At 61.8% G+C, this 12,711-nt stretch carries 9 protein-coding genes; all 9 read left to right on the forward strand.

Annotation, left to right across the window (positions count from 1 at the left end):
• Positions 1–85: 85 nt before the first annotated feature.
• The 9 genes from ASB58_RS12400 (at position 86) to yaaA (ending at position 12,689) form a co-directional block, all read left to right on the forward strand.
• Positions 86–1,888: an acyl-CoA dehydrogenase gene (locus ASB58_RS12400; protein ID WP_118131150.1), complete on the forward strand. Its 1,803-nt coding sequence runs from the start codon at positions 86–88 to the stop codon at positions 1,886–1,888.
• Between the two features lie 176 nt (positions 1,889–2,064).
• Positions 2,065–5,478, forward strand: a complete 3,414-nt coding sequence (gene mscK / locus ASB58_RS12405) for a mechanosensitive channel MscK (protein ID WP_181977928.1) — start codon at positions 2,065–2,067, stop codon at positions 5,476–5,478.
• A gap of 76 nt (positions 5,479–5,554) precedes the next feature.
• On the forward strand, positions 5,555–6,121 hold the full coding sequence (efpL, locus tag ASB58_RS12410; protein ID WP_118131065.1) for an elongation factor P-like protein EfpL: 567 nt from the start codon (positions 5,555–5,557) through the stop codon (positions 6,119–6,121).
• Positions 6,122–6,226: 105 nt separating this feature from the next.
• A complete protein-coding gene (locus tag ASB58_RS12415; protein WP_118131066.1) occupies positions 6,227–7,366 on the forward strand; it encodes a PepSY-associated TM helix domain-containing protein in 1,140 nt (379 codons plus the stop codon).
• Positions 7,363–7,545, forward strand: a complete 183-nt coding sequence (locus tag ASB58_RS12420; protein WP_096003179.1) for a hypothetical protein — start codon at positions 7,363–7,365, stop codon at positions 7,543–7,545. The genes ASB58_RS12415 and ASB58_RS12420 overlap by 4 nt, the downstream gene beginning before the upstream one ends.
• Before the next feature lie 34 nt (positions 7,546–7,579).
• Positions 7,580–8,236: an alpha/beta hydrolase gene (locus ASB58_RS12425; RefSeq protein ID WP_118131067.1), complete on the forward strand. Its 657-nt coding sequence runs from the start codon at positions 7,580–7,582 to the stop codon at positions 8,234–8,236.
• Positions 8,237–8,356: 120 nt separating this feature from the next.
• Positions 8,357–9,892 (forward strand): ATP-dependent RNA helicase RhlB, encoded by a 1,536-nt coding sequence (rhlB, locus tag ASB58_RS12430; protein WP_235827296.1) that lies wholly within the window; start codon positions 8,357–8,359, stop codon positions 9,890–9,892.
• A gap of 393 nt (positions 9,893–10,285) precedes the next feature.
• Positions 10,286–11,668 (forward strand): PhoH family protein, encoded by a 1,383-nt coding sequence (locus ASB58_RS12435; RefSeq protein ID WP_118131069.1) that lies wholly within the window; start codon positions 10,286–10,288, stop codon positions 11,666–11,668.
• 244 nt (positions 11,669–11,912) lie between these two features.
• A complete protein-coding gene (gene yaaA, locus ASB58_RS12440) occupies positions 11,913–12,689 on the forward strand; it encodes a peroxide stress protein YaaA (protein WP_118131070.1) in 777 nt (258 codons plus the stop codon).
• Positions 12,690–12,711 lie beyond the last annotated feature (22 nt).

The following is a 12,711-nucleotide window of genomic DNA, read 5'->3' on the forward strand; positions in this document are numbered from 1 at the left end:
TGCGCCTATCAAGCCCATCAATGGCCGTTCCCTGACTGTAAATGACTCAATACACTGCCCCGCGATGACTTCTGAGGTGACCGACATGTCCGAACTGCTGATTGACCAACGTAACCTGGCATTTGAACTCTACGAAGTGCTGGACGCCGAGGCGCTGACCCAGCGCCCGCGCTTTGCCGATCACAACCGCGAAACCTTTGACGCGGCCATCGGCACGGCCCGTACCATCGCCGAAAAACTGTTCGCACCGCACAACCGCAAGAATGACGAGAACGAGCCGAAGTACGTCAATGGCGCGGCCGAGCTGATCCCGGAGGTCAAACCGGCGGTCGATGCCTTCCTCGAAGCGGGCTTTCTGAACGCCACCCGCACCTTCGAGCAGGGCGGCATGCAGATGCCGAATCTGCTGTCCCAAGCGTGCTTCGCCCATTTCCAGTCAGCCAACGCCGGCACCTCGTCCTACGCCATGCTGACCATGGGCGCGGCCAATCTGATCGAGAGCTTCGGCACCGAGGAGCAGAAAGAGCGCTACCTGCAGCCAATGATCGAAGGCCGTTTCTTCGGCACCATGGCACTGACCGAGCCTCATGCGGGCTCCTCGCTGTCCGACATTCGCACCAAGGCCGAGCCTGCCGGTGACGGCAGCTATCGTCTGAAGGGCAACAAGATTTTCATCTCCGCTGGCGACCACCCGCTGTCCGAGAACATCGTGCACATGGTGCTTGCCAAGCTGCCCGACGCACCGCCCGGGGTCAAAGGCATCTCGCTGTTCATCGTGCCCAAGTTCCTGGTCAACGACGACGGCAGCCTGGGCGAGCGCAACGACGTCACCCTGGCTGGCCTGTTCCACAAGATGGGCTGGCGCGGCACGACGTCCACCGCGCTGAACTTCGGCGACAAGGACAACTGCGTCGGCTATCTGGTCGGCAAGCCGCACCAAGGGCTGTCCTACATGTTCCAGATGATGAACGAAGCGCGCATCGGCGTTGGCATGGGCGCGGTGATGCTCGGCTACGCCGGTTACCTGTACTCGCTGAACTACGCCCGCGAGCGCCCGCAGGGTCGCCTGCCCGACGGCAAGAACCCGAGCGCGCCGCAGGTATCGATCATCGAGCATGCCGACGTCAAGCGCATGCTGCTGGCACAGAAAGCCTACGTTGAAGGCGCCTTTGACCTGGGCCTGTACGCCTCTCGCCTGTTCGACGACACCGAAACCCTGGAAACCGAAGAGCAGCGCAAGACCGCACTCGAGCTGCTGGATCTGCTGACTCCGATCGTCAAGGCCTGGCCGTCCGACTACTGTCTCAAGGCCAACGAACTGGCGATCCAGATCCTCGGCGGCCACGGCTATACCCGTGAGTACCCGGTTGAGCAGTTCTATCGCGACAACCGGCTGAACCCGATCCACGAGGGCACCAACGGCATCCAGTCGCTCGACCTGCTGGCCCGCAAGGTGACCATGAACGGCGGCGCCGCGCTCAAGCAGCTGTCCAGCCTGATCCAGGACTGCTGCAAGCGCGCAGGTGAGCACAGCGAGCTGAATGACCTGCGCGAGCCGCTGGAAAAACTGCACGCGCATATCGGCAAAGTGACCCTGGCACTGCTGGGTGATATGGGCCAGAGCAAGGTTAACGAAGCACTGGCCAACTCCGCGCTGTACCTCAAGGCGTTCGGCCACATGGTGATCGGCTGGCGCTGGCTGGAGCAGGCGATCAAGGCTCAGCAGGGTCTGGCCGGCGGCAACGACGCAGACGCCGCGTTCTATCAGGGTAAACTGCAGGCCGCCCGCTACTTCCTGCGCTGGGAAGTGCCGTCCTGCCACCATGATCTGGACGTGCTGGAAAGCCGCGACCTGACCTGCTTCGACATGCAGGACAGCTGGTTCTGATCAGCGCGTGACCGCCCTGCCGTTCGCGGCATCCCAACAGGCCACCTTCGGGTGGCCTGTTGCGTTTATGGAACCGCTGGCCGGCCATGTGGTCGGCTTTCCAATCCCCGCCGGGACAGCTAACCTTGGGAAGCGCTGACGCACTGCGCTTTCTCTACCTTGTCAGGAACCCCCTTATGCTGCGTTTTTCCGTGCTGTTGTGCTGGCTGCTGTTGTCCTCCTGGGCGCTGGCCCAGCAGACACCCTCAGCAGACGAGCTCGACAAGCGCATTGAGGAGATCAACGCCAACATCGAGAGCGTCAACAACAGCAGTCTGCCGGAGGCAGAAAAGCGCGAACTCAGTGAAACCTACCAAAACACCCTGAGTTTCGCCCGTCAGACCCAGCAGACCGTGCAGGAGCAAGCCGCCCTGCAGGAACAACTGGCCGATGCGCCGCGGCAAACGCAATCCATTCGCGCCGAGTTCAACCGCCTGTCCAAGGCCGACGGCAATGCCAGCCGTGAGCAGCTGGAACGTCAGGAACTGGGCCAGCTGGAAACCCGACTGAGCGAGCAGGTCAGTCAGATGTTTACCTGGCAAAACGAGCTGACCGCCGTTAACGGCCAGCTCATCTCCGCGCAGACCCGCCCCGAACGCACCCAGGCCAACGTCTCGGAAAACCAGCGGCGCACCCAGCAGCTGAACGAGCAACTGCGCAGTCTGCAACGCCAATCCCCCAGCCAGGTGACCCGCGCGCGCATCGACCTGCTACAGGCCGAGCTCGACTATCTGACGGCGGACAGCGAACTGATGCGCCAGCGCCTGGCAGGCAACAGCGCACTGCAGGATCTGGCCAGCCAGCAAAAGAACCTGCTGAACCTACAGATTCGGCGGATTGAGGACGAGATACGCCTGCTGCAAAGCGTCGTCAACGAAAAACGCCAATCCGCCTCGGAGAAGACGGTCAGCGAGGCCACCCTGCCCGAGGAGCTGGGGCAGAACAAGGTGCTGCAGGCCCAGAGCAGCATCAACCGCCAGTTGAGCGAGGAGCTGCTCGATGCCACCCGTCAGATCGGCATTCTGACGCGCGACAATATCGAGACCAAACAGCAGACCGAGCACCTGACCCAAATCGACAAGGCGCTGGAACAGCAGATTGAAGTACTCGAAGGCAGCCTGCTGCTGTCACGTATTCTGCACCAGCAGAAAAGTGAGCTGCCCCGGGTAGAGACGGACAAGAATCTGGCCGATCAGATTGCCGACCTGCGGTTGCGTCAGTTTGAACTGAACCAGCTCATCCAAAGCCTTGCCAACCCTGACGCCTACCTCAACGACTTGCTGCTGAAACTGCCGGTACGTCAACGCGACACCCTGCGCCCGGCACTGGAGCAGATGGTCAACGCGCGGGTCAACCTGGTCGAGCAGTTGAACAACAACATCAATACGCTGATCAATCTGGGCATCACCCTGCAGATAAACCAGCGCCAGCTGCAGCAACTGAGCAGTGACCTGCGCCGTACCATCGACGATCAACTGTTCTGGGTTGCCAGCAGCCGCCCGATAGACAAGGCCTGGCTGTTGGAGCTGCCGGCAAACGCTGCCAATCAGTTCAATCGGCTGGACCTGCCTCAACAGGCCCGTAACCTGCTGAGCAACCTGAAGAACCACTTGGTCTGGTGTCTGATCGGGCTGGTCGCGCTAGCGATCCACCTGTGGCGCCGGCCCATGCTGCTGCGGCGCATCAACACCCTGCACGACGAGGTCGGGCATTTTCGCCGTGACACGCCCTGGCATACCCCGCTGGCGTTACTGCTGACGGCTATTCGGGTATGCAACGTGCCAGTGCTGCTGGCCGCCATCGGGCTGGTCATCCAGCTCGACAACGAACGCGGCATGCCCATCCTCAGCGGTGCCCTGTTCAACCTGTCACTGGCCTGGTTTGCCCTGCATCTGATGTACCGGGTGTTTGACCCACGCGGCATCGCAACGCGCCACTTCCACTGGGACGCCGATCTGGTCCAGCGCCTGCGCCGGCTGGTACGCAATCTGGCCTGGGTACTGTTGCCACTGGTGCTGGTGCTGGGCCTGCACGGCAGTATGCCGGAGTATGTCGGCAGTGACGCACTGGGGCGCTCGGGCATGCTGGTTGGCATGGCCGCACTGGCCTTTTTGCTCGGCCGCTTCATGCTGCGCAGCGAGCCGCTGTACAGCTCGCGCATTGTTCACTACCTGGCCAGTGCGCTGCTTATTCTCACCCCGCTGGCGCTGGCGGGCCTGACGCTCTGGGGCTACCACTACACCGCCGTCAAACTGGCCGAGCGCTTTATCGACAGTCTGTATCTGATCGTGCTGTGGATGCTGGTGGAAGGCACCGTGGTACGTAACCTCAACGTTGCCGGTCGGCGCCTGGCGTATCAGCGCGCCGTGGCCAAACGCGAAGCGGCTCAGGCGCGCGAGGGCCAGCAGGAGACCGAGGTGGCGGTCGAGATTCCGGAAATGAACCTGCAGCAGATCAACCAGCAGTCCCTGCGCCTGGCCAAGCTGACGCTGCTGATCCTGTTTGCCATCGCGCTCTATTTCACCTGGGCCGACCTGATCAGCGCCACCTCCTATCTGGAGTCGGTCACCCTCTGGCACTACGAAGGCTCCGGGCTGAATGCCGGCGAGGCGGTGCCCATCAGCGTCGGCGACATCCTTGGCGCCCTGGTTACGGTCATTCTGACCCTGACGCTGGCTCGCAACCTGCCGGGCCTGCTGGAAATACTGGTGCTCTCGCGTCTGGAGCTGCGCCAGGGCAGCAGCTATGCCATCACCACTCTGCTCAGCTACGTGATCGTCGGCTTTGGCCTGGTGTCGTCACTGTCGACCCTCGGCGTCAGCTGGGACAAGCTGCAGTGGCTGGTCGCCGCGCTCGGTGTTGGTCTGGGTTTTGGCTTGCAGGAAATCTTTGCCAACTTCATCTCCGGCCTGATCATTCTGTTCGAGCGACCGGTGCGTATTGGCGATGTGGTCACCATTGGCCCGCTGTCGGGCACCATCAACCGCATCCGCATTCGCGCGACCACTATCACCGACTTTGACCGCAAGGAAATCATCGTCCCGAACAAGAACTTCGTGACCGAGCAGATCATCAACTGGTCGCTGCAGGACACCATTACCCGGGTCATCATCAAGGTCGGCGTTGCCTACGGCTCGGATGTCGCCTTGGTGCGCAAGCTGTTGATGCAGATTGCCCAGAACAACCCCCGCGTGCTCAAAGATCCGGAACCGCTGGTGTTCTTCCTCAACTTCGCCGAGAGCACCCTTGACCACGAGCTGCGCATTCACGTCAAGGAACTGGTGGACCGCAACCTGGCGATTGACGAGATCAACCGCGAGATTGACCGCCTGTTCAAGGAAAACGGCATCGAAATCGCCTTCCGTCAGCTGGACGTCAACCTGCGCAGCAGCAAGGGGCTGGAGAAACTGGTGCAAAGCTATCGCATTGACGAAAAAGGCAGCGCCAGCGTCGCTGCCGAACCGGCGCGCCCGGCGGCCGCGCAAGACCCGATTACCCCCGGTGACCAGGGTGACGGCGCCGGTGGTGCAGACGACCTGTCACCGCGCTGAGCAGCGCCAGCCGGCGCTTGCCGGCGCGTCGCAGCGCCGGGCAGAATAGCGCCTCTGCAACCCTGAGAGTGCTGCCATGCCCAAAGCCGCGGACCTGAAAAAAGGCCATATCGTTCAGCTCAACAGCCAGCCGTATATCGTTGGCCAGATCGAGGTCAAAAGCCCGTCCTCGCGCAGCGGCACCACGCTGTACAAGGTACGTTTCAATCACGTGCAGACCAAGCAGAAGCTCGACCAGAGCTTTACCGGCGACGACGTGCTGAGCTTTATCGACTTCCAGAAGCGCCCGGTGCAATTCCTCTATCTGGACGCCGACGGCTACACCTTTATGGATAGCGAAGACTTCGCCCAGTTCACCCTGACCGCCGACCAACTGGAAGATCAGTTGCCTTACCTGCACGACGGCATCGAGGGCCTGTACGGCCTGCTGGTCGAAGGCAACCTGGTCGGCATCGAGCTGCCGGCAGTGGTGGAAATGGCCATCGAACAAACCCCACCCGCAATCAAGGGCTCGTCCGCCAGCGCGCGCACCAAGACCGCGCGCTTTGCCACCGGCCTGGAAATCCAGATCCCCGAGTATCTGGAAGCCGGCGAGGTGCTGCGTATCAACACCGAGTCCGGCAAGTTCATGTCCCGCGCCTGAGCTCCCCAAAGCACCGCGGCCTCGCGGTGCAGCGGTTGCACTGACCCAAACACTGAAACAGAATACGACGAATTTTCATTTACAAAGGACGCTGGCGCGCCACTCATGAACGTCAAACTCTGGTTTCTGATCCACAAGTGGAGCAGCCTGGTCTGTACCCTCTTCCTGTTGATGCTGTGCATTACCGGGCTGCCGCTGATCTTTCATCATGAGCTGGAGCATTTGCTGGAAGATGAGGTCGAGGCCCCGGCCATGCCAGCCGACACCCCGATGGCCAGCCTTGATGTGCTCAGCGAGCGCGCGCTCAGCGCCCGTCCAGGCGATGTTATTCGCTTCATGTTCTGGGACGACGAAGACCACCCGCTTCAAACCTTTGTGTCCCTGGCGCCAACTCAAGACGCCAAGGCCGAGGAGGCCCGCACGCTGGTGCTGGACTCTCGGACCGGCGACCTGCTGGACGAGCCCGGCCCGCCCGGCGGCTTTCTGTACATCATGTTCAAGCTGCACGTAGACCTGTTCGCCGGCCTGCCCGGCATGCTGTTTCTGGGATTCATGGGGCTGCTGTTTGTTGTCGCTATTATCTCCGGCGTGGTGCTCTACGCTCCCTTCATGCGCAAACTGGACTTTGGCACCGTGCGCCGTGAGCACAGCAGCCGCCTGCAGTGGCTCGACCTGCACAATCTGCTTGGCGTGGTCACGCTGGTCTGGGCATTGGTCGTAGGGCTGACCGGCGCAATCAACACGCTCAGTCCAATCGTTGTCGGGCTATGGCAGCAGGGCCAGCTGGCGGCAATGACCGCCGACTACGCCGAGCGCCCGGCACCAGAGCAGATCGGCTCGGTACAACAGGCGTTGGATACTGCCAGCGCCAGCGCTGAAGGCATGCACCTGAGCCTGATAGCCTGGCCCGGCAGCCAGTTCAGCAGCCCGCACCACTACGGCGTGTTCTTTCGCGGCGATACCCCGTTAACCTCCAGACTGCTGCAACCGGTGTTGGTGGACGCCAGTGCCGGCCACGCGCTTGAGCCTGAAGCCCTGCCCTGGTACGTGCAGACCCTGCTGCTATCGCAGCCGCTGCACTTTGGCGATTACGGCGGCATGCCGCTGAAAGTCATTTGGGCACTGCTGGATATCATCACTATTGTGGTCCTGATCTCCGGCCTTTATCTGTGGCTGGGGCGTCGCACTAGCGCCGCCCGACGGGTAGAGGAGATCAACAACGGCGGACAGGAGGCGCAACCATGAGCCGCTCGCCCCGAACGCTCTGGCAGGTTTTTCGCGCCCCCCTGCTGCTGGCGGTACTCAGCATGATTGGCCTGGTAGCCGCGCTGATCGGTGACGGCCTGCTGGACCTGCTGTCCTGGCTTGCCCTGGGCAGCACGCTGCTGGTGATTGCGTGGTACTGGAGCAGGCCCAGCGGTTAAACTGGCCGCTTTGACCGACGCCCAAGGAGTTCCCATGTCGCCGCATATCATCGAACCCGTCAGCCCCGCCAGTCGCGCCGTCATCTGGCTGCACGGCCTTGGCGCCGACTGCTACGACTTTGTCCCCGTCGTCGAGGCGTTGCAGCTGCCGGACAACCACGGCATTCGCTTTATCTTTCCGCAGGCACCAACCCGCCCGGTCACCATCAACGGCGGCTTCCCGATGCCCAGCTGGTACGACATCCTCGGCGTGTCGCCCGCCCGCGCCATCAATCAGGCGCAGCTGGATGAGTCCATCGCCCTGGTACGCCAGCTGATTGATGAGCAATGCGCCCAGGGCATCGCGCTGGAGAATATCGTATTGGCCGGGTTCTCCCAGGGCGGTGCGGTCGTGCTGTGCACTGCGGTCAGCAGCCAATTGCCACTGGCTGGCGTCATGGCGCTGTCGACCTACGGTCCAGATCTGGACAAACTGCTGCAAGACCATCCGGTACTGCAACCGCTGTCCGTGTTCCATGCCCATGGCCGCTTTGACGAGGTGCTGCCACTGAGCATGGGCCGGCAGGCGCATGATCTGATGCAGGCCGCCGGGCACCAGACCCGCTGGCATGAGTATGCGATGGCGCACGAGGTCTGCATGCCGGAGATCGCCGACATTCGCCAATGGCTGGTCGAACGACTGGGGCTCTAAGCGCGGCAGCACGGCACACCCCGGCCCCTGCTGTTCAAAAAACAACCGCAAGGCTTCGCTATCGCACGGCCTTGCATTACACTGCCTGATCTTCAATTTCCATGTAGTCGAGACATGCCTGTGCTCAAAGCACTGAAAAAGCTGATCAGCAAACCAGAAGAACCGGCCCAGAAGCCGGTCGAGCAGACACCCCGTCAGGCCCCCGCCAGCGCTGCGGCAAAGCCGGACCATGCACCAACCCAGGCCCGCAAGCCGCGCCAGACAGAGCGCCAGCGACCGGCCAAGCCCAAGCCAGCGCCAGTGCCAGCCAAGCCCTGGAGCATCAACGACTTTCAGGTGCCCCCTGCCGAGGGCAAGAGCCGCTTTCACGACTTTCCGCTGCCAGACAGCCTGATGCGCGCTATTCAGGATCAGGGCTTCAGCTACTGCACACCGATTCAGGCCGCTGTGCTGGGCAGCACCCTGCGCGGGCACGACGCCATCGGCCGCGCCCAGACCGGCACCGGCAAGACCGCTGCCTTCCTGGTCTCCACCATCACCCAGCTGCTGGAAACACCGCCGCCGGATGAGCGCTTCATGGGTGAGCCACGCGCGCTGATCATCGCGCCCACGCGTGAACTGGTGATGCAGATTGCCAGTGACGCCGAAGGGCTCACCAAACACTGTCCGCTGAACGTCATGACCTTCGTCGGCGGCATGGACCTGGACAAGCAGCTCAAGCAGCTCGAACAGCGCTACTGCGACATTCTGGTCGCCACCCCCGGCCGCCTGCTGGACTTCTGCAACCGCGACGAAGTGCATCTGGATCTGCTGGAAGTGCTGGTGCTGGACGAAGCCGACCGCATGCTCGACATGGGCTTTATTCCGCAGGTACGCCAGATCATCCGCCAAACCCCGCGCAAGGGCGACCGCCAGACGCTGCTGTTCTCCGCCACCTTCAGCGACGACGTGATGAACCTGGCGCGCCAATGGACAGAGAACCCGGCCGTGGTCGAGATCGAGCCCGAGCGCCCGGCCTCCGAGAACGTCACCCAGAAGGTCTACGCCGTCAGCAGCGCCGACAAGTACAAGGTGCTCTACAACCTGGTCACCCAGCTGGAACTCGACCGCGTCATGGTCTTCGCCAACCGCAAGGACGAAGTGCGCCGCGTACAGGAGCGCCTGATGCGCGACGGCATCAACGCCGCGCAGCTGTCCGGCGACGTGCCCCAGCAAAAGCGCGTACGTACCTTGGAAAACTTCAAGAGCGGCAAGCTGCAGGTGCTGGTCGCGACTGATGTCGCCGGACGCGGCATCCATATCGACGGCATCAGCCACGTGGTGAACTACACCCTGCCGGAAGACCCGGAAGACTACGTACACCGCATCGGCCGCACCGGCCGCGCCGGCGCCAAGGGCACATCCATCAGCCTCGCGGGTGAAGACGACGCCTTTCAGGTGCCGCCTATTGAGGAACTGCTGGGCAACAAGCTGGAGTGCATTCCGCCGGAGGAACGTTTCCTCAAGCCGGTGCCCAAGCGCCAGCAGAGCGCCGAGGAAAAGGCCGCCACCGACGCCAATGAAGCCGAACAGGCCGCAGCAGCCGCTGCCGCCCGCCGCCGCTCCGCGGGCAGCAACAGCCGCCGTGGTGGCGGTCGTCCCCAAGGGCGTCACTGACCCAGCCGTAGGGACACAGCATGCTGTGTCCGCATGCCCCCTTTGCGGACGCGACATGTCGCGTCCCTACGCATAGCATCGGCACTACCCGCAGCTAGAAAACCTGACCATTCAGGCAAAAAAAACGGCCACTTTTCAGTGACCGGGCCAATGACTATATCCTGCCTTTTTACCCCCTGCCCAGCCCCTTTGGTCAATTTCAGGCTTTTTTTGCCTCAGCGGTTTTTCACGCTTGTGAAGGTCATTCTGTTTACGTTATACGTCGAACAACCGGCCCACGCTGTGGGGTGATCCCTTGATACCCGACGGTGCTGCGAGCCGGTCCAGTGGACTGCCAGGCGCAGCCAATGCTGCCTGATACAGTCGCGTCACCGGCACTGCGAGGTACAGCATATGGAAGCGTGCGGACCGACCGAGCACACCTTCTACGTCCTTGATACCAACGTCCTGATTCACGACCCCAACGCCCTGCTCAACTTTGAAGAGCACCACGTCATCATTCCGATGACCGTTCTGGAAGAACTCGACAAGCTAAAATCCGGCAAATCCAGCACCGCAGCAGACTGTCGTCAGGCCATCCGGCTGATCGACAAGACCCTCGGTGACGCACCACCCGATCAGGTAGAACAGGGCGTGCCCATCGAGCGTGGCAAGCTCGGTCCCAACGGCACCCTCGCCATTCTCATGGACAAGGCCCCCATCCCCGCTCACTGCCTGCCCAACGACCTCAACGACAACAAGATCATCAACCAGCTCTGCCAACTGCAGTCACGCTACCCCGACGGCCGCATCGTGCTGGTGTCCAAGGACATCAACATGCGCCTGAAAGCGCGCGCCTGCGGGATCGACGCCGAGGACTACCACACCGACCAGTTGCTGGACGATATTTCCCTGCTGGCCCGTGGTTACCACGAAATCGAAGGCTCGTTCTGGGAGCGGGTGGCCAAGGTCGAAACCCGTCAGCTGACCGGCCAGACCGTGCACGAAGTGCAGCTGACCGATAACCTGCCGGCGTTGCACCTGAACGACTTCATCATCGACGATCAGGGCTTTATCGGCTGGGTCAAAGGTATCGACGGCAGCAACCTGACCATCCGCGACCTGCACCAGGAACCCATGCTGCATCAGGAGTGCTGGGGGTTGCGCCCGCGCGACGTCTTCCAGGCACTGGCCATGTACGCCCTGATGGACCCGGACATCCACCTGGTCAACCTGACCGGCGCCGCCGGCTCGGGCAAAACCATTCTGGCGCTGGCCGCCGCCATCGAGCAGACCATGGTCAGCAAAACCTACCGTCGGATTATCGCCACCCGCAGCACCCAGGGGCTGGACGAAGACATCGGCTTTTTGCCCGGTACCGAAAAGGAGAAGATGGAGCCCTGGCTCGGCGCGATCACCGACAACCTGGAAGCCCTGCACATGGATGACGAGAGCACCCACGGCAGCGTGGAGTACATCCTCGACCGCGTTCCGCTGCAGTTCAAATCCCTGAACTACATCCGTGGCCGCAGCTTCCAGCAGAGCTTCATCCTGATCGATGAAAGCCAGAACCTGACCCCGCACCAGATCAAGACCATCATCACCCGCGCCGGCAACGGCTCAAAGGTGATCTGCCTGGGCAACCTCGCGCAGATCGATACCCCTTACCTGAACGCCACAAGCTCAGGCCTGACCTATCTGACCGAATGCTTCAAAGACTTTCCCCACGGCGTACACATCCACCTGCAGGGCGTACCGCGCTCGGCACTGGCTGAATACGCAGAAACGCACCTCTAACCGGCCGGCCTTTGGCCGGCAACTGCAAGCTGCAAGAAAAACCCGCGTGATGCCAGATCGCGCGGGTTTTCCATAAAACGAGCAGCCTCAAAGCAGCCGATAGCACATCCCCGTTTCGCTTGTAGCTTGCAGCTGCGAAGCCGCAAAGCGGCGAAGCCCGATAGCCCCTGTCTATCCAACCCATTACCCCTCCCGCCGCTGGTTTCCGTCATAATGCGCGCTCCACGCTGACAGGAGTACGCCCATGCTGATGGTGATTTCCCCCGCCAAGACCCTTGATTACGACACCCCGCCGGTGATCGAGCAAAGCACCCAGCCGCGCTTTGTAGAGCACAGCGTCGAACTGATCGAGGTGCTGCGTGAAAAATCGCCGCAGGAGATTGCCAAGCTGATGTCGCTGTCGGACAAGCTCGCCAGTCTCAACGTCGCGCGCTACGGCAGCTGGGAGCGCGAGAGTACGCCACAGAACGCCAAGCAGGCGTTGCTGGCGTTCAAGGGCGATGTGTACACGGGCTTGAATGCAGAAGACTTCAATGCCGACGACTTTGCCTTTGCCCAGCAGCACCTGCGCATGCTGTCGGGCCTGTACGGCCTGCTGCGCCCGCTGGACCTGATGCAGCCCTATCGTCTGGAAATGGGTACCAAACTGAGCAACCCTCGCGGCAAGGATCTGTACACCTTCTGGGGTGAGCGGATCAGCCAGTGGCTGAACGACGACCTTGCCGCCCAGGGCGATCAGGTACTGCTCAACCTGGCGTCACAGGAATACTTCGGCGCCGTCAAACCCAAGGCGCTCAACGCCCGAGTTATCGATACCGTGTTCAAGGACCGGAAAAACGGGCAGTACAAGATCATCAGCTTCTACGCCAAGAAGGCGCGTGGGCTAATGGCGCGCTACGTGATCAAGGAAAGACTGCAGGACCCGGAAGGGCTGAAAGACTTCAATCTGGACGGATATCGCTTTGACGCAGCCTCCAGCAGCGATAACCAGCTGGTCTTTCTGCGCGACGAGCAGGCGTAAACGCGCAGAAAGACCCCCAACC

Source organism: Pseudomonas abyssi, from assembly GCF_003444685.1.
GTDB classification, from domain to species: Bacteria; Pseudomonadota; Gammaproteobacteria; order Pseudomonadales; family Pseudomonadaceae; genus Halopseudomonas; species Halopseudomonas abyssi.

Coding starts and splice junctions, on each gene's coding strand:
- ASB58_RS12400 (WP_118131150.1), top strand. CDS start 86: ATGTCCGAACTGCTGATTGACCAACGTAACCTGGCATTTGAACTCTAC.
- mscK (WP_181977928.1), top strand. CDS start 2,065: ATGCTGCGTTTTTCCGTGCTGTTGTGCTGGCTGCTGTTGTCCTCCTGG.
- efpL (WP_118131065.1), top strand. CDS start 5,555: ATGCCCAAAGCCGCGGACCTGAAAAAAGGCCATATCGTTCAGCTCAAC.
- ASB58_RS12415 (WP_118131066.1), top strand. CDS start 6,227: ATGAACGTCAAACTCTGGTTTCTGATCCACAAGTGGAGCAGCCTGGTC.
- ASB58_RS12420 (WP_096003179.1), top strand. CDS start 7,363: ATGAGCCGCTCGCCCCGAACGCTCTGGCAGGTTTTTCGCGCCCCCCTG.
- ASB58_RS12425 (WP_118131067.1), top strand. CDS start 7,580: ATGTCGCCGCATATCATCGAACCCGTCAGCCCCGCCAGTCGCGCCGTC.
- ASB58_RS12435 (WP_118131069.1), top strand. CDS start 10,286: ATGGAAGCGTGCGGACCGACCGAGCACACCTTCTACGTCCTTGATACC.
- yaaA (WP_118131070.1), top strand. CDS start 11,913: ATGCTGATGGTGATTTCCCCCGCCAAGACCCTTGATTACGACACCCCG.